At 71.0% G+C, this 21,787-nt stretch carries 15 protein-coding genes, 1 tRNA gene and 2 pseudogenes; 6 read left to right on the top strand and 12 right to left on the bottom strand.

Going from position 1 to position 21,787, the window contains the following annotated elements; translation table 11 throughout:
* The first annotated feature begins 24 nt into the window (after positions 1–24).
* On the top strand, positions 25–4,467 hold the full coding sequence (locus ACIQAK_RS12045; RefSeq protein ID WP_366391677.1) for a PAS domain-containing protein: 4,443 nt from the start codon (positions 25–27) through the stop codon (positions 4,465–4,467).
* 163 nt (positions 4,468–4,630) lie between these two features.
* Here ACIQAK_RS12045 and ACIQAK_RS12040 read toward each other — a convergent pair whose 3' ends face one another.
* The 9 genes and pseudogenes from ACIQAK_RS12040 to ACIQAK_RS12000 form a co-directional block, all read right to left on the bottom strand.
* Positions 4,631–6,283, bottom strand: a complete 1,653-nt coding sequence (locus ACIQAK_RS12040; RefSeq protein ID WP_366391676.1) for a long-chain fatty acid--CoA ligase — start codon at positions 6,281–6,283, stop codon at positions 4,631–4,633.
* A 133-nt stretch (positions 6,284–6,416) separates the two neighbouring features.
* Positions 6,417–6,986 (bottom strand): SigE family RNA polymerase sigma factor, encoded by a 570-nt coding sequence (locus tag ACIQAK_RS12035; RefSeq protein ID WP_366391675.1) that lies wholly within the window; start codon positions 6,984–6,986, stop codon positions 6,417–6,419.
* A 159-nt stretch (positions 6,987–7,145) separates the two neighbouring features.
* Positions 7,146–8,312, bottom strand: coding sequence for a lipid-transfer protein (locus ACIQAK_RS12030; RefSeq protein WP_366391674.1), 1,167 nt, complete (start codon positions 8,310–8,312; stop codon positions 7,146–7,148).
* Positions 8,309–8,724 (bottom strand): annotated as a pseudogene (locus ACIQAK_RS12025) (MaoC family dehydratase). The gene ACIQAK_RS12030 and the pseudogene ACIQAK_RS12025 overlap by 4 nt, the downstream one beginning before the upstream one ends.
* On the bottom strand, positions 8,721–9,764 hold the full coding sequence (locus tag ACIQAK_RS12020) for an acyl-CoA dehydrogenase family protein (protein ID WP_366391673.1): 1,044 nt from the start codon (positions 9,762–9,764) through the stop codon (positions 8,721–8,723). The pseudogene ACIQAK_RS12025 and the gene ACIQAK_RS12020 overlap by 4 nt, the downstream one beginning before the upstream one ends.
* A gap of 1 nt (position 9,765) precedes the next feature.
* Positions 9,766–10,733: pseudogene (locus ACIQAK_RS12015) on the bottom strand (bifunctional MaoC family dehydratase N-terminal/OB-fold nucleic acid binding domain-containing protein).
* Positions 10,730–11,938, bottom strand: coding sequence for an acyl-CoA dehydrogenase family protein (locus ACIQAK_RS12010; RefSeq protein ID WP_366391672.1), 1,209 nt, complete (start codon positions 11,936–11,938; stop codon positions 10,730–10,732). Before ACIQAK_RS12010 ends, ACIQAK_RS12015 begins: the two are co-directional and overlap by 4 nt.
* Positions 11,939–12,211: 273 nt before the next feature.
* Positions 12,212–12,526: a hypothetical protein gene (locus ACIQAK_RS12005; RefSeq protein WP_366391730.1), complete on the bottom strand. Its 315-nt coding sequence runs from the start codon at positions 12,524–12,526 to the stop codon at positions 12,212–12,214.
* 311 nt (positions 12,527–12,837) lie between these two features.
* The gene (locus tag ACIQAK_RS12000) at positions 12,838–13,383 is read right to left on the bottom strand and encodes a pyridoxamine 5'-phosphate oxidase family protein (protein WP_366391671.1); all 546 of its coding nucleotides are present in this window, start codon (positions 13,381–13,383) and stop codon (positions 12,838–12,840) included.
* 101 nt (positions 13,384–13,484) lie between these two features.
* On the opposite strand from ACIQAK_RS12000, the gene ACIQAK_RS11995 reads away from it, so the two are divergent.
* A complete protein-coding gene (locus tag ACIQAK_RS11995) occupies positions 13,485–14,372 on the top strand; it encodes a bifunctional DNA primase/polymerase (RefSeq protein WP_366391670.1) in 888 nt (295 codons plus the stop codon).
* Positions 14,373–14,457: 85 nt separating this feature from the next.
* Here the strand turns inward: ACIQAK_RS11995 and ACIQAK_RS11990 are convergent.
* Positions 14,458–14,564, bottom strand: a tRNA-OTHER gene (locus ACIQAK_RS11990).
* Positions 14,565–15,078: 514 nt separating this feature from the next.
* Here ACIQAK_RS11990 and ACIQAK_RS11985 point away from each other — a divergent pair.
* Complete coding sequence (locus ACIQAK_RS11985) at positions 15,079–16,209, top strand: hypothetical protein (RefSeq protein ID WP_366391669.1); 1,131 nt, start codon at positions 15,079–15,081, stop codon at positions 16,207–16,209.
* A 116-nt stretch (positions 16,210–16,325) separates the two neighbouring features.
* Here the strand turns inward: ACIQAK_RS11985 and ACIQAK_RS11980 are convergent, their stop codons facing one another.
* Complete coding sequence (locus ACIQAK_RS11980) at positions 16,326–16,691, bottom strand: hypothetical protein (RefSeq protein ID WP_366391668.1); 366 nt, start codon at positions 16,689–16,691, stop codon at positions 16,326–16,328.
* A 14-nt stretch (positions 16,692–16,705) separates the two neighbouring features.
* Positions 16,706–17,959, bottom strand: a complete 1,254-nt coding sequence (locus tag ACIQAK_RS11975) for a helix-turn-helix domain-containing protein (RefSeq protein WP_366391667.1) — start codon at positions 17,957–17,959, stop codon at positions 16,706–16,708.
* A gap of 873 nt (positions 17,960–18,832) precedes the next feature.
* Between ACIQAK_RS11975 and ACIQAK_RS11970 the strand changes: the two genes are divergently transcribed.
* The 3 genes from ACIQAK_RS11970 (at position 18,833) to ACIQAK_RS11960 (ending at position 21,075) form a co-directional block, all read left to right on the top strand.
* The gene (locus ACIQAK_RS11970; RefSeq protein WP_366391666.1) at positions 18,833–19,957 is read left to right on the top strand and encodes a radical SAM protein; all 1,125 of its coding nucleotides are present in this window, start codon (positions 18,833–18,835) and stop codon (positions 19,955–19,957) included.
* Positions 19,954–20,118 (top strand): hypothetical protein, encoded by a 165-nt coding sequence (locus ACIQAK_RS11965; RefSeq protein ID WP_366391665.1) that lies wholly within the window; start codon positions 19,954–19,956, stop codon positions 20,116–20,118. Before ACIQAK_RS11970 ends, ACIQAK_RS11965 begins: the two co-directional genes overlap by 4 nt.
* An 87-nt stretch (positions 20,119–20,205) precedes the next feature.
* On the top strand, positions 20,206–21,075 hold the full coding sequence (locus ACIQAK_RS11960) for a GNAT family N-acetyltransferase (protein WP_366391664.1): 870 nt from the start codon (positions 20,206–20,208) through the stop codon (positions 21,073–21,075).
* The last annotated feature ends 712 nt before the right edge of the window (positions 21,076–21,787 follow it).

The raw sequence follows: 21,787 nt of genomic DNA, 5'->3' as shown, positions 1-21,787 counted from the left end.
GGTAACCAGGGAGGAAGCGTCGTCGTGAGCAGCAGGCCATCCCGAGGCACTGCTCGCCTCGCAGCCATACTCGATGCCCTCCCGGACGGGCTTCTGCTCGTCAATTGCAACGGCACGGTCGTCAACGCCAACGCCATCGCCCTTGAGATGTTCGAGACCCCGGGCACCGCGCTCGTCGGTCGCGGACTGCTCGATCTGCTGCCGGAGTTCGACTCCAAGCTGATCCCGGGATCGATGCGCCGGCCCGAGGCTGCGGACGAGCAGGGCAGGACCAAGCCGACGCGCATGATCGCGCGCCGCACCGACCGGCACGAATACCCCGTCGAGGTCACCAGCGCCAGCCTGGACAGCGGTCAGGCCGCGTACAACGACATCCACTCCAGCTACACCGGCGACGAGCTCCTCATGATCGTCGTACGGGACCTCTCCGGCACCGTCGACACCGAGGCCGAGCTGGCCCGTTCGCAGCGCCAGACCGAGATGATCCTGCGCGCCGCCTCCGAGGGCGTCGTGGGCACCGACACCGACGGGCGCGTCGTCCTCGTCAACCCCGCCGCCGCACAGATCCTCGGCTTCCGGGCCAGCGACCTCGGCGGCCAGGAGCTGCACCCGCTGATCCTGCACTCGCGGGCGGAGGGCGAGCCGTTCCCGTACGAGGAGTCGCCGCTCGCCGACACCCTCAAGTCCGGGCGCAAGCACCGTGTGCGGAGTCAGGTGCTCTGGTCCAAGAGCGGTGCGCAGGTGCCCGTGGACCTGACGACCGCGCCGGTACGCGACGGGGACCAGCTCGTCGGCGCCGTGATGACCTTCACCGACCGCAGGCCGTACGAGGAACTCTCCGCCCAGCACAAGAACGTCGTCGCCGAGCTGACCACGAGCCACTCCGACGAGGTCACCGCGCTCAAGGAAGCGCACGCGGCCGAGCTGGAGGCGCTGACGGAAGCGCACGCCACCGAGCTGGCCGACCGGACCGAGCGGTTCGCCGCCGAGCTGGAGGAGCAGGCCGAGCGCCTCGCCGCCCTCGGTGGCCGGCACTCCCAGCTCACCGCCGTCCTCGGCGGCTCGCTGCGCGGGCCCCTGGAGGAGCTGCGCGGGGAGCTGTCCATGCTCGCCGCGGACCCCGCCGGGCAGCTGTGGCCCGAGGCCAACCAGATCCTGCACCACCTCGCCGCCGGGTACGCCCGGATGACCACCCTGGTCGACAATGTGCTGGGCTACCAGCGCCTCGACGCGGGTGTGGAGGGGCTGCACAAGGCCCCCGCGATGGTCGACGGGATCGTGACGGGCGGTATCGACGGGGCGGTGGAGCTGATCGGGCCCGGGCGCGCCCAGTTCGCCGTGCACGCCCCGCCGATCGAGGCCGAGGTCGACGCGCGTCAGCTCGCCACCGCTCTCGCCCATCTCGTCGCGGACGTCTGCGGTGTCGATTCGACCGGCAAGACCCGGGCCGTCTCCGGGGGCGGATACGTCGATTCCACCGTCGTCGTGGCCGCCGCCCAGCGCGGTGACGTCGTCCGGATCGAGGTGCGCGGGCCGTTCCCCGGGGGGGACCCGGTGCACGAGCCGATCGTGCGCGGCATCGTCGAGGCGCACGGCGGGGTGCTCCAGACCCACGAGATGCCGGGGATGAGCGGAAGCGCGTACGTGCTCGACATCCCGATCGGCGCCGGCTCGGGCACCGTCGCGCCCCCTGACGTGCCGGTGGAGCCGTCCCTGACTCCGCCCCCGCAGACCTCGCAGCCCTCGCCGTCCGAGGGTGTCGGGGCGCCGGGCGTCACCAGTGGCGGGCGGCGCCGGGCGCGCCGGTCGTCGACCGACGCGTTCCTGGGCAGCCCGGGCGGTGCGCCCGAGGCCGACGGCGCGGACGCGGGGTACCGGGGCGACGGTCCCGTCGCCGAGCCGACCGGGCGGCGCCGGGCGCGCCGGGACCCGGCGGCCCCCGAGGAGCAGGCGGCTCCCGAGCTGATCCCGGCCCAGCAGAGCGAGGGATCGGGGCGCCGGCGCGGGCGGCCCAGCCCGGCGGAGACGGGTGCGATGGGGAGTGGGGCGGTAGGCAGCGGGACGGCAGGCAGCGGGACGGCGGGGAACGGGGCGGCGGGCAACGGGCCTGTCAGCAACGGGCCCGTGGAGATCGCTCCGCCCTCGGTCGGGCCTGCTTCGGTCGGCACGTCTCCGGTCGGTTCGCCCTCGGTCGGGCCGACTCCGGTTCCCCCGACCGGAACCGGAATGCCGGGCGGCGGGCAAGGGGGCGCCCAGCGGCAGGCACAGCAGCAACCGCAGCAACCGCAGCGCCAGGCTCTCGCGCTGACCTCCGCCGCCCCCTCCGAAGGTTCCGTCGTCACCGCGGCCGAGGGTGCCCAGGGCGCCGGTGGGCGTCCGCAGCGCGGGCAGACCGTGCCGCCGCAGGGCGTGCCGGTGGACCCGCAGCAGCCGGTGCCCCCCACCGGGCGGCGGGCGCGGCGCGAGGGGGAACACCGCCCGGCGCTCCCCGCCCTCGCGGCCGGTCACGGCAGCACGGGCTCGGAGGCGGGCCGGAGCGGCCACGACGACCGGAACCAAGCCCAGGAGGAGGCCCTCGCGCTGAGCCAGGCGCCGGCCCAGGGGCAGCCCCCGGCTCAGCAGCCCGGTGGGCGCCGGGCCCGCCGAGCGCTGGCCGCCGCCCAGGAGCGCACCGCCGCCGAGGCCGGTCCGCGTACCGCCTTCGCCCTGCCGCCCGCCGACGCGGACCGGGCGCCGGTCGCCCCGGGGCAGGCCCCCGAGTCCGTACGGGCACCGGGCGCCACCCCCGTACCCCCGCCCGGCGACGAGAGCCACCACGAGCGCACCGCCCCCGAGGCCGCTCACGCGCCCCCGCCGGCCCACCCCGGGGCACCGCACGCCCCCCGCGGCGACTGGTCCGGCGCCCCGGCCCAGGACCCGGGTGACGGCGTACCGCCCTTCGGCCCGAACGCGGCGCCGGACGAGCAGCCCTGGGCCCCCGCGCCGCGGACTCCGGACGCGGCCTCCCCGAACGGCCCCCGCCCCGCCCCGGACGACCGTTCCCGGGGCGGTAACGGGCAGACCACCCACGCCACCGGCACCGCGGCCGTCCCCGCGGCGCACCCGGCCGACGACGCCACCGGCGATCCGGTGCCGGACGCGCGGCGGCAGTCGCTGCCCGCCGAGGAGCCGATGCCGGGCGGAAACCCGGACTCCACCCAGGGGCGCGCGTTCAGCGTGCGGACGCTGGGTCAGGGCGTGCCGTTCGCCCAGCACCTCACCCACCAGCAGAACCAGCCCGCCCAGCCCAACCAGCCCGCTCCCCCCCACCAGCAGCACCAGAGCCTCGGCGGTGCCGGCCGGCGCCGTAAGCTCGCCGCCCCGCCGGAGGGCGAACGCCCCACGGCACAGCCCCCCGCCACCGGAACGGACCTCGCCGCCCCCGTTCAGGGCTCGCAGGGCCGGCCGGGGCAGCAGGGGCAGCAGCAGGGCGAGCCGGGACCGCAGGGCCGGTCGCACGGCCAACAGCCCCACGGCGCCCAGCAGCCCCCTGCACCCCAGTCACCCCAGCACCCGGAGGCCCAAGGGTCCTCCGCCACCGCTCATGGCTCGGGACAGTTGCTAGCGCCCGCGGTGGCCGAGGGGCGTGCGTACGCCATAGGGGCGCCCGACGAGGGCGCCGAGGGTCCGGAGCCGCTGGACGGGCCCGGCGGCGCGGTCGAGGTGGCCAACCGTCCGCAGCCCCGCCCCCTCGACGACGAACTGCCGCCCGAGCCGCTGGACAACCCGCGCCGGCTGCTCGTCTGGCCCGCCCCCGACGTCCCGACCCAGCAGGCGCTCAGCGACCGTGGCTACCGTCCGGTGATCGTCAACTCCCGCGAGGAGGTCGACGCCCAGATCGCCGCGTTCCCCGCCGCGCTCTTCGTCGACCCGCTGACCGGGCCCATCACCCGTACGGCGTTGCAGTCGCTGCGCCAGGCCGCCGTCGCCGCCGAGGTTCCGGTGCTGGTCACGGCGGGGCTGGGGCAGGCGACCCGGGAGGCCGCGTACGGGGCCGACCCGGCCGTCCTCCTCAAGGCGCTCGCCCCCCGCGACAGCGAGCAGCACCCGCCTCGCGTCCTCCTGATCGAGGAGCACGAGGAGATCGCGGCGGCGCTGGCCCAGACCCTGGAGCGGCGCGGTATGCAGGTCGCCCGGGCGGCGACCGACAGCGAGGCCGTCGACCTGGCGGGCCGGATGCGGCCGAACCTGGTGGTCATGGACCTGATGCAGGTACGCCGTCGGCGCGCCGGAATCATCGACTGGCTGCGGGCCAACGGGCAGCTGAACCGCACCCCGCTGGTCGTCTACACCTCGGCCGGGATGGACCCATCGGAACTGCCCCGGCTCGCCTCCGGGGAAACCGTTCTCTTCCTGGCGGAGCGGTCCACCAGCGACGAGGTGCAGTCCCGGATCGTCGACCTGCTGGCGAAGATAGGCACCAACTAGACCGACCGGGACACCGAGGGCGCATACACAACAGGGCGGGGGCGGTACGGAGTTCCCGTACCGCCCCCGCCCTGTCTGACGTCCCCGGCTCTGTCCCCCGGCCGCCCCGCCCTGTTGCACGTGAAACAGGTGAGGTTTCACGTGAAACAGGCGAGGCAAGGCCTCAGAGCTGCGTGACGTCCAGCTCCCCGGCCGCGTACTGCTTCCGGATCACCTTCTTGTCGAACTTGCCGACGCTCGTCTTCGGCACGGCCGGGATCACCGACCAGCGCTCCGGCAGCTGCCACTTGGCGATGCCCGACTCGGCGAGGAACGTCTTCAGCGCCTCGTAGTCGGTCTCCGTGGCACCCTCCTTGAGCACCACCGTCGCCAGCGGCCGCTCGCCCCACTTCTCGTCCGGTACGGCGACGACGGCCGCCTCCGCGACGTCCGGGTGGGCCATCAGCGCGTTCTCCAGCTCGACGCTGGAGATCCACTCGCCACCGGACTTGATGACGTCCTTGGCCCGGTCGGTGAGGGTGAGGTAGCCGTCGGTGCTGATCACGCCGACGTCGCCGGTCTTCAGCCAGCCGTCCGCACTGAACTTGTCCTCGGGGCGCAGGTGCTCGCTGTCAGCCCCGCCGTAGTACGCGGCGGCGATCCAGGCGCCGCGGACCTCCAGCTCACCGGCCGACTCGCCGTCCCACCGCAGGTGCTCGCCCGCCGGGCCGACCAGCCGGGCCTCCACACCGGCCGGGAAACGGCCCTGGGTGACGCGGTACGGCCACTCCTCCTCGGCACTCAGCCCGGCGGGCGGGTGGGCCATGGTGCCCAGCGGGGAGGTCTCCGTCATGCCCCAGGCATGGCAGAGCCGGACGCCGAGCTTGTCGTACGCCTCCATCAGGGAGGGCGGGCAGGCCGCGCCGCCGATGGTCACGTTGGCCATGGAGGTGAGGTCGCGCGGGTTGGCGGTGACCTCGGCGAGGAGGCCCTGCCAGATGGTGGGAACCGCGGCGGCGTGGGTGGGGCGCTCGCGCTCGATCATCTCGGCGAGCGGGGCGGGCTGGAGGAAGCGGTCCGGCATGAGCATGTTGACGCCGCTCATGAACGTGGAGTGAGGCAGCCCCCACGCGTTCACATGGAACTGCGGGACGACCACCAGCGTGGTGTCCCGGTCGGTCAGCCCCATCGACTCGGACATGTTGACCTGCATGGAGTGCAGGTAGATGGAGCGGTGGGAGTAGACGACGCCCTTGGGGTCCCCGGTCGTACCGGAGGTGTAACACATCGCGGCGGCCTGGCGTTCGTCCAGCTCAGGCCAGTCGTACGTGGTCGGACGGCCCGCGATCAGCTCCTCGTACTCGTGCACCCGCGGCGCGACCCCGGCGAGCGCCGAGCGGTCACCGGGGCCGGACACGACCACGTGCTCGATACTCGGCAGGTGGGGCAGCAGCGGCACGAGGAGCGGCAGCACCGAGCCGTCCGCGATCACCACCTTGTCGTCCGCGTGGTTGACGATCCAGGCGAGCTGTTCCGGCGGCAGCCGGAGGTTAAGGGTGTGGAGCACGGCCCCCATGGAGGGGATGGCCAGGTACGCCTCCACATGGACGGCGTTGTTCCACATGAGGGTCGCCACCCTCTGGTCGCCGTCGATGCCAAGCTCGTCGCGGAGCGCGTTGGCCAGCTGGGTCGCGCGGATGCCGATCTCGGCGAAGGTGCGTCGGTGCGGCTCGGGTTCGCCGGTCCAGGTCGTGACCTGCGACTTCCCATGAATCGTCATCCCGTGGTGCAGGATGCGGGTGACAGTCAGCGGTACGTCCTGCATGGTGCTCAGCACGGCGTCCTCCCGGTGGGCGCTACGCGGCAGTAAGGTTGCGCTGATTCTGCGCACATACCACACGGTATGTCACTACTCGCGGAAAAAATTCCTGTCCGGGGCCCGTGTGGGGGAGCGTACTGAGTGATCCCGATCAGCGGATCGGCGTCAGCTCCGGGTCCTCGCGGAGCTTGCCGAGAGCGCGGGAGACGGCGCTCTTGACCGTACCGATCGACACGCCCAGCACCTCGGCCGTCTGTGCCTCGCTGAGGTCCTCGTAGTACCGCAGGACGACCATCGCGCGCTGGCGGTCCGGGAGCTTGAGCACCGCGCGCCACATCGCGTCGTGCAGCGTCTGCTGCTCGGCAGGGTCGGGCGCCGGGATGCCGCCCTGCTCGGGCAGCTCCTCGCAGGCGAACTCGTCGACCTTGCGCTTGCGCCACTGCGAGGTCCGCGTGTTCAGCAGGGCCCGGCGTACGTACCCGTCCAGCGCGCGGTGGTCCTCGATCCGCTCCCACGCGACGTACGTCTTGGCTAGCGCGGTCTGCAGCAGGTCCTCCGCGTCGCACGGGTTCGCGGTGAGCGAGCGCGCGGTGCGCAGCAGGACCGGTCCCCGGGCCCGTACGTACGACGAGAACGACGCGTAGGGCGGGTGCGGGTGGTGGTGGCCGGCGGCGGTGGCGGAGGCCGCTCTGGAGGCGCCCGTGCAGACTGGCGTGGTCATGCAACCCACGCTAGGAGCGGGGCCCGTCCGGGGGATCGGCCCCAGGTCCCGAAGCGCCGTCCGCCTCAGGTTGTAGGGGCGGCGCGCCCTCCACCTCCTGAAGGTGGACGGGCCCGCGCCCCGCCGTCAGGGTCCGTCCCCGACTCCGGCCGGGGCGGTTCAGCCGTCCGCGCCGAGGACCAGCCCGGACGTCGGGACCCCCGTACCGGCCGTGACCAGGGGCCTCGCCGCCCCCGCCACCTGGTTCACCGACGTACCGCGGATCTGCCGGACGGCCTCCGCGATGCCGTTCATCCCGTGGAGGTACGCCTCCCCCAGCTGACCCCCATGGGTGTTCAGGGGCAGTACGTCCGCGGCGACGAACGCCCCGCCCTCCCCCGGGCCGCAGAAGCCGAACTCCTCCAGCTGCATCAGGACGAACGGGGTGAAGTGGTCGTAGAGGATGCCCACGTCGATATCGGCCGGGCCGAGTCCCGAGCTCCGCCAGAGCTGCCGGGCGACCACACCGCTCTCCGGCAGACCGGTCAGCCCGTCCCGGTAGAAGCTCGTCATCTGCTCCTGCGACCGGCCCGCACCCTGTGCCGCCGCCACGACGACGGCGGGCGGCCGGGGCAGATCGCGAGCGCACTCCACGCTGGTGACGACGAGGGCCTGGCCGCCGTCCGTCTCCTGGCAGCAGTCGAGCAGCCGCAGCGGCTCGACGATCCAGCGCGAGGCGGCGTGGTCGGCCGACGTGATCGGTTTCCCGTAGAAGTACGCCGCCGGGTTCCGCGCCGCGTGCCTCCGGTCGAGGACCGCCACATGCCCGAAGACCTCCGGTCCCAGGCCGTACGCGTACAGATAGCGCTGGGCCGCCATCGCCACCCAGGAGGCGGGGGTGAGCAGCCCGGACGGCAGGTTCCAGCCGAGCGCCGCGCCCTCGGCGGTGGGCTCGCGTCGCTGGACGCCGGAGCCGAAGCGGCGGCCGGAGCGCTCGTTGAACGCCCGGTAGCAGACGACGACGTCGGCCACCCCGCTCGCCACCGCGAGGGCGGCCTGCTGGACGGTCGCGCAGGCCGCGCCGCCCCCGTAGTGGATGCGGGAGAAGAAGGACAGCTCCCCGATCCCGGCCGCCTGGGCGACGGTGATCTCCGGGCTGGTGTCCATGGTGAAGGTGACGAGGCCGTCGACGTCGGCGGGGGTGAGGCCCGCGTCGTCGAGGGCGGCGCCCACGGCCTCGACGACGAGCTTCAGTTCGCTGCGGCCGGAGTCCTTGGAGAACTCGGTGGCCCCGATGCCGACGATGGCCGCTTTCCCGCCGAGGGTGTCGGGCCTGCGGACGCTCATGCGCCGGCCTCCCTGGTGATCGCCACGGTGACCTTTCCGGTGACGTGTCGCCCCATACGGTTGTCGCCGGCGACCGCGACCTCTATGAGGGCGTGCTTTTCGCCGTCCAGAGCCACGATGCGGCCGGTCAACCGCATGACGTCGCCGGGGTAGTTGGGGGCCCCTAGCCGGATGACCACCTTCCGGAGGCCGGCGGTGGGCCCGAAGTGGTCGGTGATGTAGCGGCCGACGAGCCCGTTGGTGGTGAGGATGTTCATAAGATGTCCGGTGAGCCCTTCTCCCGGGCCAGTTCGGCGTCGTGATGCACGTCCTGGTAGTCGCGGGAGGCGATGGCGCCCGCGACGATGAGGGTGCGGGTGACGGGGATCTCCAGGGGCGGCAGCTCGTCGCCGACGCGGTACGCCTCCGTCATGACGCGCCCTCCATCCGGTCGCTCCCGATCAACAGGCCAAGCTCCTGGTGGACTTCGCCCCCCGAGCCGAGGTACGCGTCGAGCTGGCGGCCCCAGAGGAAGTGCCGGTGCACCGGGTGGTCCAGGTCGGCCCCGGTGCCGCCGTGCAGGTGCTGGCCGGTGTGCACGACCCGCCGGCCCGCCTCCGACGCCCACCGGGCGGCCGTCAACGCCTGCGCCGCGTACGCCATGTGCTGGTCACGCCGCCAGGCCGCCTCGTACGACGTGACCCGGATGGCCTCGGCGTCCATGGGGGCGTCGGCGGCACGGAGCAGGACGCCCTGGTGGGTGGAGAGCGGGCGCCCGAACTGCTCCCGGGTGGTGGTGTGCCGGACGGCCCGGGCGAGGGAGCCCGCACAGACGCCCGCCTGGAGCCCGGCGAAGGCGATGCGGCTCGCGGCGAGCACCGCGGAACAGGCCCCCGGGCCCGTACCGAGGGACTCTTCCCGTACGCCGTCGAGGCCGAGCCGCCCCGCCGACCAGGGCGCGGTCGTCTCCACGGGCGCCACGGTCACCCCCGGCGCCCCCACCTCGACGACCCACACATCCCGCTCGGCGTCCGCGACCACCACATGGGTGGTGTCCCGTAGCCACGGCACCCAGGGCACGGACCCGGACAGCGCCCCGTCCACCGCCGTCACTCCGCCCCGCGCCGGAAAGGCGCCCGTCGCCACCGCCGTACCGTCGCGCAGCGCGGGCAGCAGGCGCTCCCGCTGCTCCGCCGTACCGTGCTCGGCGACCGCGAGGAGCCCGTACACACAGGTCGCCGCCAGTGGGACCTGGGCGGTGGTACGGCCCTGTTCCTCCAGGAGCAGGACCGGACCGAGGAGCCCGATGTCCTCCACCGCGCCGGGCAGCCCGGCCGTGCACAGCTCCTTCCACAGCCCGGCGTCCGTCCCCGTCCCGGCGGCCACCAGCCGCTCGTGCGTCGACAGATCGCCGGAGATCCGCGCGGCCAGACCCTGCGCCGCGGCCTGCTCCTCGCTCGGGGTGAAGTCCATCTCAGCCGCCTTCGCTCGCCCGGAAGACCGGTAGTTCCAGGCCGGGGTCGGTACGGAGGAACTCCAGCCGTACGGGCAGGCCGACGCTGACCTTGTCGTACGGCACCCCGGTCACGTTGCCGACGACGCGGACGCCCTCGGCCAGCTCGATGAGCGCGACGGCGTACGGGCCGCCCTCGCCCGACGGGTCGAAGGCGGGGAAACGCGGGTGGTGCATCACGACATGGCTGAACACCGTGCCCTCGCCGCTCGCCTCGACCGTGTCCCACTCCAGTCCGGCGCAGGCGTTGCAGCCGGGGAGCCAGGGGAAGCGGAGGGCGGTGCAGCTGGTGCAGCGCTGGATGAGGAGGCGGTGCTCGGCGACCCCGGCCCAGAATCCGGCGCTGTCGCGGTTGATGACGGGCCGGGGGCGCAGGGGCGGCTCCTTCTTCCGCTGCGCGGGCCGGTACGTGAGGACGCGGAAGCGGTGGGTCCCGGCCGGTTCGCCGTTGGCGCGAACGTTCATGCGGGTGGTGACGAAGTACCCGGTGCCGAGCTTGGTCGTCTTGCGCCGGGAGACGGACTCGATCACCGCGTCGAAGGTGATCCGGTCGCCGGGCCGCAGCGGCCGCAGGTACTCCTGCTCGCAGTCGGTCGCCACGACGGAGGTGTACCCGGCGCCGTCGAGCAGGCCGAGCATGTCGTCGTACGCCGTCGAGCGGCCCGTGCCGTCGTCCGACTCCGAGTCCTTGGAGAGGCCGCGCATCGTCCAGGCCTGGAGCATGGTCGGCGGGGCGACGGCGTCGGGGCCCCGGTAGGCGGCCGAGGTGTCGCCCATGGCCTCGCACCAGTGGCGGATCATGGGCGCGTTGACGGGTCCCTGCCGGTGCCGGCGGTGGCGGCGGGGCGGCCCGCGTAGCCGGTGAGCCGGTCGTACAGGGGGTCCGGGGCGTCGGCCCGCGCCCCCTGGGTGTCCTGCGGGCCACTCATCGCCGGCCCCGCGTCATCCCGAGCCGCATCGTTGCGACCATCTCGCGCCGCACTTCGCTCACGCCGCCGCCGAAGGTGTTGATCTGCGCGGCCCGGTTCATCCGCTCCAGCTCACCACCACCACCCGCACCACCACCGCCGCCGTCGGCGCCCGAGCACCCGGGCGACCCGCCCCGGAGGAACGCGGCCTCCCCCACCACCTCCTGGCACATCCGGTAGACCTCGACGGCGCTCTCGGTCCCCGCGAACTTCACGCCGCTCGCCTCCCCGGGGGCCGGAGCGCCCGCCCCCACGGCGCCGACCAGGCGCCAGTTCAGCAGCCGGGTCGCCGCGAGCCGGACGTACGCCTCCGCGAGCCGGGCGCGTACCCACGGCTCGTCGATCCGGCGGCGCCCCGTGGCGGGGTCGGGGGTACGGGCGTGGGCGAGGGCCTCCTCGGAGAAGTCCTCGGCCTGCATGCCGATGGCGGCCTGGGCGACGCGTTCGTGGTTGAGCTGGTTGGTGATGAGCCCCCACCCGTCGTTCTCCGCACCGACGAGGTTCGGGGCGGGGACGCGTACGCCGTCGTCATACGTGGCGGTCGTCGTCAGCCCGCCCACCGTCTCGACGGGCGTCCAGGAGAAGCCGGGATCGTCGGTGGGCACGAGGATGATCGAGATACCGCGGTACCTGGGAGCGTCAGGGTCCGTACGGCAGGCGAACCAGATCCAGTCCGCCTGCTGGGCGTTGCTGGTGAAGACCTGCTGGCCGTCGATCACCCAGTCGTCGCCGTCGCGCAGGGCGCGGGTGCGCAGGGCGCGGGTGCGCAGGGCCGCCAGGTCCGTGCCGGCTTCCGGTTCGCTGTATCCGATGGCGAAGACGAGGTCGCCGCTCAGGATTTGGGGCAGGAAGTACGCCTTCTGCTCCTCGGTGCCGTACTTCATCAGGGTCGGGCCGACGGTGTTGAGGGTGACCATGGAGACGGGAGCGCCGGCCCGGTACGCCTCGTCGAAGAAGACGAACTGCTCGTCGGGCCCCCGGCCCTGTCCTCCGTACGCGACGGGCCGGCCGAGGCCGAGCAGGGAGTCGGCACCGATCCGGCGCAGCAGCCTGCGCTGTTCCGCCGGGTCGTCCTGCCGGCCTCCCCCTTCGGGCAGCACGGCCGCGAAGTAGGCGCGCAGTTCGGTACGCAGCCGCTGTCGGCGCTCCGTCGGGGCGAGGTGCACGGCGGGCCTCCAGGGGGACGGATCACGGCAACCGAACGGTTTCTGACTGCCCGTCAGATTCATCGCCCCTGTCAAGAGCAACGCGGACAGCCCGCACGGAGCACCGGAGTGCCGCCGCACGGGCTGCTGTTCGGACGACCGGAACCCACCCCCCGGGAGGTCCCGGACGCCTGATCACCGAAGAGATGTCACGGAAGGGGCGTCACGGAAGAGGTTTCACGAAGGAGGCGTCGCCGAGGAGGCGTCGCCGAGGAGGCGTCACCTGCGGGTTCATCACCAGAAGAACGGGGTGAAGTTCACGTCGACGCTGTGGTCCGACTGGTCGATGGCGGTGAAGGCCGAGCCGCTCACCTGGGCCGAGGTGTTCTGGTTCGACGCTCCCGAGCCGACGGCCTGCTGCTGGGTCGTCGCGTTGTTGCCGGCGTTGTCGCCGCCGACCCCACTGCCGCCGATCGTCGCCACGGCCGCGTTCGATCCGTCGTTCGCGAAGGAGCCGTTGTCCGCCAGGGCCACCCCGCCGCAGAGGGCGACGGTCAGGGACAGGGCGGCGACTGCGGCGAGAACACGAGCGGTACGGATGCTTGCCAGGTGAGTTCCTCCAGGAGCGGGAAGTGCCGGCTTCATAGGTTCATGTGCGGCTGGTTCCGGAGAGTTGGCCGACCGCTCCGGTGCTGGTCACGACGTCGCGTGAGCAGAGTTGCCCAGCACTCCCCGGCGAACCGTGCCGGGCCGCCTGATTCCCTCGCACGAATGAGGAAGGCGCGCTAAACCTCCTACGCACCGGAGCAGGCCCGGCCACCCGCCGCGCTCGCCTCACCCCTTGCCCCGCAAAGGAAGAAGCGTTCCGCCACCTGCTCCCGTCGACCCCCTCCGCATGGCTTCTGCGAGCAGGGGGCCCGCTAGAAGGTGTACCGGGTGTGACTGAACACCCTGCCGTCGTGCCCGAAGCCGTACGCCGTGACGGGTGCCACCGCGAACAGCAGGTCTCCGCCCTCGCGGATGCTGTCGCCGAAGCCGAAGAAGGCCCCCTCCGACGAGGTGATGTGGTCCCCGTACTGCGTTTCGAACGCGGCGATGGCCTCGCCCTGCCGCGCCGGATCCGTCACCTGCTCCGCCGTGCCCTCGACCACGATGTCGAGACCTCCGGCGAGCGAGCCGTGCCCGGTGGTGAGTGCGCAGTGGGCGTTGCCGGCCAGGTTCTTGGCCTTCTGCTCGCCCGGCCCGGTGCTGAAGTACAGCGTTCCGTCGTGCCAGGCGGCCATCAGCGGCGTGACGCGCAGTCGGCCGTCCGGCCGGACGGTGGTGACCCAGAAGACCTCGGCGGCCCGCAGCCGGCTCTGGGCCTCTGCCCAGTCGGTGGCGGTGACGTTCTCCGCGCCGGGGCGCGGGTTGAGCGCGGAGCTGTATCGGGAGTCGAGCTCGGTCCTGGGCTGCTGGGGAGTCATGCGGAACTCCTTCCCTCTCCTTACGACGAAGGCTACGCAGCCCGGCCCGGCGGCGCTCGGCCCCACTTCCCTTATTCGAACGCGTGTACGAGAATAGAGCCATGGCCATCATCGACCGGCAGACCGCCACCCTGGCCCTCGCTAACGCCCTCTCCGCCGCCGGGCGCGGGCTCCCCGTCTTTCCCCTGTCCGCCGGCAAGCTCCCGGCCCTGCGCTCCCCGCACCGGGGCGAGCAGCCGCCGACGCGCTGCCGGGGCGAATGCGGTCTGCCGGGCCACGGGGTGCACGACGCCACCACCGACCCGGCGGCCGTGCGCGCCCTCTTCGCCGCCGCGCCCCGGGCCACCGGCTACGGCATCGCCTGCGGCCGCGCCCCGCATCGCCTCATCGGCGTCGACCTGGACATCGACACCGCGTACGGCAACGACTCGGTGGGCGCGCTCCGGCAGCTGGCCCTCCAGCACCTGTTCACCATCCCGCCGACGGTCACGGTGCTCACCCCGAGCGGCGGCCGCCACCTCTGGCTCACCGGCCCCGCCGACGTGACGGTCCCCAACTCCGCCGGCCGCCTCGCCCCGGGCATCGACATCCGCGGCACCGGCGGCTACCTGGTCGGCCCGGGCTCGGTCACCGCCCACGGCCACTACCGCCTGGCCCCCGGCACCGCCCACCTCACCCCGGCCCCCTGCCCCCGCGCCCTGCTCCGCCTGCTCACCCCACCACGCCGCCCGACCACGGCCACCGGCGCCACGGGCCCGACGGAGGCTCCGGGCCGCCGGGGCGAGGGCTTGATCCAGTTCGTCCTGGCCGCCCACGAGGGCCAGCGCAACACCCGCCTGTTCTGGGCGGCCTGCCGCGCCTACGAACACGGCTTCGGCGACGCCCTGGCCGACGCCCTCACCGCCGCGGCGATCCGCACCGGCCTCACGGAACAGGAGGCCCGCGCGGCGATCGCCTCGGCGGAGCGGCTGACACGGGGGCGGGGCTGACGGGGTTCGGGCGGCCGCGCTTACCGAGGACGGCGGCAAGAGAACGGCCCCCGACCGATCCACCTGGTCAGGGGCCGTTCATCTGCGGTGGGTGTGGGATTTGAACCCACGGTGACATCGCTGCCACGACGGTTTTCAAGAGAGTGCTGCGAGCAGCGACTTCGTCGTGCATGACCTGCACGTTCCCCCACCTCCGGGTCACTCACCGCCGCTGGCGGTCCACACCTGGTCCACTAGCCCATCAGATACCTCTAGGCAGGTGCTCAGACGGGGCGAGCGTCTGGGTGATCCAGCGCGCAGGCGCCTTGGCAGGAGTGGAGCTCCGGTGCTGGTGGCGGGTCTCCTCGCCACGCGCGTTGCGCAGCACGCCAAGAGTCGAAGACTCCAGGTAGTTGATCAAGCAGGCCCTTGGCAGCGAACAATGCAACGCTCGCCACGCCCGAGCCGGCCAGAACCCAGAGCGTGATGGTCACATCCACTGGTTCCATGCTCCTCTCACCGTCTGACAACGCGTCCGTTGATGGGGACACGCTCCAAGGGAAGCTGTGCGTCCCAGCTGTCCACCAGCCCCTCGGACGTTCCTGCTGAACTCCGGACAGTCGGCTCACCGCGCCCTAGTCTGAACGGAACTGAGCTGGACAGTTGTGGCCGATGCTGGACGACTCTGGACAGGCGGCGGCAACGAACCATGAGACGGGGCGGGGCGATGGATGACTCCCTGGCGAAACAGCTGGGCCGCTTGCGTGTCCGGGCTGGCAACCCCTCGCTGCGAGACCTGGAGAAGCTCACCGATCGCCAAGGCAGAAGGATGAGCCGGGCCTCTATCCAGGATAAGTTCTCCGGAACTAGTGGTCTGAAAATGGTCCAGGTGCTGGCTCTGGTTCGAGCATGCGCCGACTACGCGCATTCGATCGGCGCTCCACTTCCGCCTGAAGATACCGACGAACAAGTTTGGCAAGAAAAGACAGCACACCCCACTGCGCCCAAAAATCGGCATGCCGTTGAGCCGCCACACGAGACGGACCCCCAGGAATCCCTGGATCAGAAGACCGGCGACCCATCTGATCTAGAGGCACTAATCCCGCCCCTCATCAACGCAGGCATGGACGATATTGCAAATCTCGTAAGACAGGGGGCAGGCCAACCCCTAGAAACATGGCTGCCAGCTGTCGTTGTTGCACTCGGCCACGCACATATGGATTACCAAGGTTTCCTCAACTTGGCCGCCCATGCACCACCTGGCCAGATAGTGGAAATCCTCGAATCGATCGCCGAGGACGGTCCCGAAAATATCGGCAACCGATACTTTCAGACCTGCCTGCTGACTCAGCACCCCTCCGAAATACCCAAGCTTCTAGTCGCACTTCGCCGGTCCGAAGGGGAGCTGAGCTTCTGGTACGCACATAATTTCGTTGACGCCATTCTCGGCAAAGGCGACTGGCTAGGGGGCACCAGGCCAGATCTGGCCGAGGTCCTGAAAGCGCTGCGCGCGGCCACACTGAAGGACGACGCCGATAAACTCGCAGAGGATATCGGGCTGCACGCATGGCCCAGAATAACATTGGCGACCGCCGGAGCTATCCCTGAAGCCTTTCTCGGGGATCGAGAGCTCATCCTACATGCAGGATCACAGGGTGGACCGCATCGACTCTTGAGGTTGATCGACTGTCTGAAAACAGAGGAGATTCCGGGAATCGAATCGCACACGACACTGGAATATCTACTGGCAGCGGTACCCAAGGGCAAGCATGCGGATTTCTCTCGCATGCTCAACGACGCCGGAATGCAGCCCGAGGCTCAAAGATTGCTGGAACTGGAAACAGAAATTCCATTCTGACACTCTGGCAACTGCGGCATACATAGAATGCACACCCCCGGTCCACATCAGACTCGGGGGCGTGCGCGCGTAGGTCAATTAGCGGGTGCTCTTCCCCCACTCACATCTAGCGATGATCAGCTGCACGCCTTCTCGATGGCCTCGAAGATGTCGGCGTCGGTCTCCTGCTGCCAGGACGGCAGGTCAGGCCAGTCCGCCACGTAGCCCGGCTTCGGCTCCTCGAAGTGCTTGAACATCTGTGCCGTCCAGCACGTCGCGACGAACCGGCTCTTCTGCTCGCGGGACAACCTCGACGTGTGGCCACCGCTGATCTCGATGAACTGTCGGACCTGGTCGTAGACCGAGCCTGCGGCCTCGCGCTCCCACTGCGGGGTGTCTTCCCACGGGGTGACGTAGCCGGCCTTCGGCTCCCCGTGGAAGTGCTGGTGCACTCCCGCGATCCAGGTCTCCCGGAACAGTCGTGCACCTTCGGTCTGCGACATGCCTACCCCTCTCGTCACGGCGTGCTCAGCGTGGCGATCTCCGCCCCCAGCTCCGCTACGCGGTGGTCGCGGCTCAAGGGGCCGAACTCGTCGCACAGGGCTTGGAGTCTACGGGCGACGTACCCGGAGGCTGAGGCTCGGGCCAGGCCGATGGCTTCCCGCCCGTACGCAAGAACCTGATCGGGGTCACGCCGCTTCGCGCCGATGGCGGCCAGGCTGGTCAGCACTGCGCCCCGGCGCCGATACGACTGGCCCGACGCAAGGGCCGTCTGCGCCAGTGCGGTCTTCAACGTCGTCTCCGCCAGGTCCAGGCGTCCGAGCTGCACATACCGCGCTCCGCGTTCCTCGGCCAGGCGGGTGCCGTCGAACCGGAGCCATCCGCCGTTCGTGCTGTCCGCGGTGAGGTCCCTAACTTGCTCGGCCTGGTCCAGTGCGCGTTCGCACGCTGTGAGGTCTCCAAGGCCGGCGTACGCCTCCGCTTGGACCGACGCGACCCAATGCCGCGTCGATAGGTCGTTGTCCCCTCGACCGGCCAGCCGTTCGGCCGCACCCAGCATCTGCGCCGCCTGGCGGTAGCGCTGCTCGGACATGTCCACGTAGGCGTGGCGTACGAGGGCACAGGCCCACAGGTCGTACGCGCCCGCGTCTTTGCTGACCGAGGCCGCGAGAGAGTACGAGGCTGCGGCGTCGGTGTACCGGTTGCCGTCGAAGGCGACTTCGCCGGCCATCTGGAAGAGGTCGGCCGCCGCGCTCAGGAGGGGGCGGGAACTGCCTCGACTGGCGGCCAGTGCTTCGTTCAGAGTCGTCAACTGGTCACGGATGACGGGGTAGACCGAGCCTTTGGAACGTGCCAGTTGGTAGACCTGCCATAGGTGGCTGTTCATCCGCTCGAAGTCGGCGGGCATCCCCCTCAGCACCCCGTCGGTGAGGGCTTCGGCCTCGTCGACCGGCAGGGCCGTCAGGGCCCCGCTGACGGTGAGGATGCGGAGGAATTCACGGCGGATCATTTCGTCGGGGTCTCCCGCGCTCGGGTGGTCACTGGACTGCTGCCCTGTGGCCTCCTGCCCTGCGGCTCGTAGCTCTGTCAGGAGGGCGTCAAGCTCTTGGAGGCTGACTTCGAGGGCGATGGCCAAGCCTCGCCGCTGGGGTGGCTGCGGTTGGATCCTGCCGCTCTCCCAGCGTCCGACCGTCGTGCGGTCCACGCCGAGTAACCCGGCCAATTTCTCCTGACTGTAGCCCAGGGTCTTGCGCCGTTCGGCTAGCCCCATGAGGCCCCCTTCCCGCGACTTCGAAGCCTGCGGAACCCGTGCACGGATCTGATCCAAGAATGCGGCATGTATGCCGTGGAGTCTGTCGACTTCCAGCGGTTTCCTGGGAGTTGTCGCGAACGGACCGGGCATGAGGCAGCGGAAGGGTGCGGATATGGCAACGCAGAACGGCGCTGAGGGACACGTCCACGAACGGCTATCTCGGCCTCTCGACCTCGTTGCGAAGCCTCGCCTCCTCATGACGCTTCGGGTGTCCCGCGACTCCGGTCGTACGTGGTCTCAGACGACGCGTGTCCAGTCGGGTGACCCGTATGTCATCCTCTCGGACCCGGGCCGCTACCCGCCGTGCGAGTGCCCGCGCTGTGGCGGCCAACCGGTATCCGCCCGTGTACTCAGCCCGGCGGACGTCAAGCCGGGGGCGTCGTAGTGGATGCCTTACAGCAAGCACGACGGAGCCGCCGTCACCCGCGGGGTTGGCGCCAACAGCTCGCTGTATTGCTCTACTTCGTCGGCGTGAGCGTCGTGGTGGTCGTCCTGGCCCTCGCTGGAGATCCCGGCTACTGACCCTCAGATCTCCGGCTCGCGCTTCCTGAGCGCGTCCGGGGTGGATGCACCACCCGCAAGTGGTGGATGCCCCACCTACCTGGCCCTTTCTTCTGTATGGAGTTCCTACGTGGAAAGCGCACCCCTCGCCCCGTCCCAGCGCCTTCGCCCCCCTCGCAACGAGAGCTGCGGGGACTGCGGAGGCAGTGGTGCCGACTCGTCCGGCCGGAGCTGCGGCACGTGCAACGGACTCGGCGAGATCTACTGCCGCGCTGGCCGTCAGGGCTTGCGCGTGCCGTCATGTTCCGTGATCTGGAAGGAAGGGCACTGATGGCCCACGCTCTGATCGCTTCCCCGTTCCTCGACGGGCATCTACTCCTCAAGCCCGGAGCTCGGTCCGGGGCCCGGATCCCCGCAGCCGACTACAGGGAGCTGCGGACAGCCGCAGCCGATGGCGAGGCGCTGCCCGCATGGACGGTGCAGACCGCCGCCGAGTTGTGGGGCCTGGATCTCATCGGCCGACGCGCGCAAGGCACAGTGCTGGTGCGTGAGCCGTCCCCGTACGGCTACTGCCGCGCCTCCTGGGAGATCAACCTCGGCTGCAACTTCGGCTGCAAGCATTGCTACCTCGGTGAGCGCCCTTTCTCCGGCCTCGGCTGGGAGGACAAAGTGCGGCTGCTGGACATCATGCGCGAGGCTGGTGTCCTCTGGCTCCAGATCACTGGCGGCGAGCCCACCATGGACCCGGACTTCCAGGGCGCTTACCGGTACGCCTGGCAGGCCGGGATGATGCTCACCATTTCCACCAACGGCTCGTTGCTCTGGCGGCCGGACCTCCTCAAGCTCTTCCGGGACTGCCCGCCCTACCGGCTGGTCGTCAGCATGTACGGGGCGAGCGAGGAGTCCTTCGACACGCTCACCCAGCGCCGTGGTGCGTGGAAGGCGTTCCGGCGCGGCATGGACGCTGCACGCGAAGCGGGCCTGCCTCTGCGCATCAACGTCGTGGTGACGGAGGACAACGCCTCCGAAGCGGACGAGATGGCCGCCCTCGCCGATGAGTGGAACGTCGAGAACCACGCCTACACGAACATGACGCCCACGATCTACGGCGGCGGCGAGCCGCTGCTCGCCCAGTCCGCCGCCCATCTGCGGCAGCGCAAGCCGTTCGCCGGCTGCAACGCGGGACACACCTTCTTCCACGCCGACCCGCACGCCAAGGTGTCGATCTGCAAGGTCGGCCGGGACGACCAGATCGACCTCATGGCTGAAGGCGTCGACGGCCTCACCCGGCTCGGCGCGATCGCCGACCGCCTCATGCTTCGCACCGGAGGGTGCGAGGGCTGCGCCCTGTCCGGCACCTGCCGGGTCTGCCGCCCCCTGGCCAAGCACTACCAGGAAGCCAAGGCGCCGCTGCACAGCTACTGCCAACACGGCGACAAGGAGAACGCATCATGACACCGCCCGTACTGGTGGACCTTCTGCCCGGACCGCCAACCTCGGCCCGCCGCGCGGCGCCGCCCGTCGCAGCTCTCACGGTGACCGCCGTCCTGGACCTGGACGACGTCGTGGAGAGCGCGGAGTGCTCCTGCGACGCCGGCGACGACAACCCCCACTGACCGACAGATCCAGTCGGTTCCGCTCAGGCCCTGGCGTGTTCGCGTCGGGGCCTGAGCCCTGACTTGCCGACCGCTAGGGTGCCGCTCATGCTCTTCCGCTGGGACTGGCTGCGGCCGGTACTGACCGCGCCGATCGTGCCGACTCTCGGCCCCGTCCACCCCCACGTCCTCACTGTGGACCTCTTCGAGGACACACTGCGCGCGGCCGTCACCGACCGGTCCTTCCTTCACTACGACAAGGACCGACGCTGGAGCAGCGAGAAGGACGAAATGGTCCTCCGCGGCGACGTGGTGCATCAGCCTGACCACACCCTCATCCCCACACTGACCCGGCGCGGACCCGACACCGTCAAGGTCTTCGCCTACGGGCACCGTGGCAGCGTCGTGGATGAAGCCGCCGAATTGGCCGCGAAGCTCGCCGCTGTGCACAACGCAGGCAATGCCCGGGTCGTGCGCCCGCTTGGCCCCGAGACAGGGTTCCCGCGTGGCACGCGAATCCAGCTCCAGGACTTCACCGCCCGCCCGTGCCCCGACCCCGGCGCCGCGGTCCGCCCCGTCACCGACTGGCCGACCGCCGTGCAGAAGACCTTCGCCCCGTTCGCCACCGCCATGGCCGCTGATGGCCTGGCCTTCCTCCACGCCCAAATGCAGGCCGGCCGGTGCGGCCCAGTCCTCGCCGCCGCCGTCGAGGACCGAATCGTGGGCGCGATTGGCCCGATGGAAGTACGGCCCGACGCGATCGGATGCCCCCAGCTCATGCCCCAGTACTTCGCCGTCCTGCCCAAGGCGCGAGGGCAGGGCCTGGGCCGCACCCTGTGGCGGTCCGCGATGCACTGGGGCCAGTCCCATGGCGCCGCCTACCAGCTCCTCCAGACCGAGGTCGGCGGCCCATCGGACAGGCTGTGCCAAGCCGAAGGACTGATCTCCCTTGGCTTCAGCCACACCACACAGGCGTAGCCACTCCGGCGGCCTTGCGTTCGCACACCAACTACCGTCAGCGGGTTGACCGTTACCTGCATCGGCCGGCCACTCTCCCACGCCGGTGGCCGGAGCGGCTTTGGCCGGTGTCCTGTTCGGGTTGGGGTCGGGCATGTTCAGGGGGCCTTACGCTGTCCGGCAACTCGGGCAGGCTTTGATCCTGCCCGGAATTTGATCGAGTGGCCCCCTGGACTTGCCCGACGCGGGCCCCGAGTCGAACAGGTGGGTAAAGCCGCGGAGGCCGCCGGCCCCGACCACATGTGGGTGGACAGCAATCCGCGGTGACCTGTGCGGGCTTGGCGTGCGCCCCGTTGCTGTCGGCCGTGCTCGCCCTCGGACAGCTCCGGAGTTCCTCCGGGTAACGACGACCCGCTTCCCCGGATTTGCGGCGCGAGTGGGCGGGGCCGTCGCGGGCGGTGGCGGAGACATGGAGCCAGCGGCGGCCTGGGGCCGCCGCGCCGCGCGGCCCGCGCCAGCGGGCCGCCTTGATCCAGTAAAGAAACTTTGGACAGCTCATCCCTGGGCCGCTTCGGCCGCTAGGTATGGGCGTGAATTGTTGCTCCGCGTCTCGGCCATCAACCGCGAAGCACGCAGGCAGACGAAGAGCATCTTCTGTTTCCGGCCGCAGGCGATCCCTGGTGCTGGTCCATGGCAGTGGGAGGACGGTCGATGACTCGTCGGGAAATGACAG

It is taken from the genome of Streptomyces sp. NPDC088706 (genome assembly GCF_044752765.1).
Lineage (GTDB): Bacteria > Actinomycetota > Actinomycetes > Streptomycetales > Streptomycetaceae > Streptomyces.
This window is presented reverse-complemented; position numbering and strand designations above follow the sequence as displayed.

Bases quoted from the DNA above. Each gene is read 5' to 3' on its own strand.
- ACIQAK_RS12035 (WP_366391675.1), bottom strand. From the start codon at position 6,986: ATGACCACGCCAGTCTGCACGGGCGCCTCCAGAGCGGCCTCCGCCACC.
- ACIQAK_RS12030 (WP_366391674.1), bottom strand. From the start codon at position 8,312: ATGAGCGTCCGCAGGCCCGACACCCTCGGCGGGAAAGCGGCCATCGTC.
- ACIQAK_RS12020 (WP_366391673.1), bottom strand. From the start codon at position 9,764: ATGGACTTCACCCCGAGCGAGGAGCAGGCCGCGGCGCAGGGTCTGGCC.
- ACIQAK_RS12000 (WP_366391671.1), bottom strand. From the start codon at position 13,383: ATGACTCCCCAGCAGCCCAGGACCGAGCTCGACTCCCGATACAGCTCC.
- ACIQAK_RS11995 (WP_366391670.1), top strand. From the start codon at position 13,485: ATGGCCATCATCGACCGGCAGACCGCCACCCTGGCCCTCGCTAACGCC.
- ACIQAK_RS11985 (WP_366391669.1), top strand. From the start codon at position 15,079: ATGGATGACTCCCTGGCGAAACAGCTGGGCCGCTTGCGTGTCCGGGCT.
- ACIQAK_RS11980 (WP_366391668.1), bottom strand. From the start codon at position 16,691: ATGTCGCAGACCGAAGGTGCACGACTGTTCCGGGAGACCTGGATCGCG.
- ACIQAK_RS11975 (WP_366391667.1), bottom strand. From the start codon at position 17,959: ATGGGGCTAGCCGAACGGCGCAAGACCCTGGGCTACAGTCAGGAGAAA.
- ACIQAK_RS11970 (WP_366391666.1), top strand. From the start codon at position 18,833: ATGGCCCACGCTCTGATCGCTTCCCCGTTCCTCGACGGGCATCTACTC.
- ACIQAK_RS11965 (WP_366391665.1), top strand. From the start codon at position 19,954: ATGACACCGCCCGTACTGGTGGACCTTCTGCCCGGACCGCCAACCTCG.
- ACIQAK_RS11960 (WP_366391664.1), top strand. From the start codon at position 20,206: ATGCTCTTCCGCTGGGACTGGCTGCGGCCGGTACTGACCGCGCCGATC.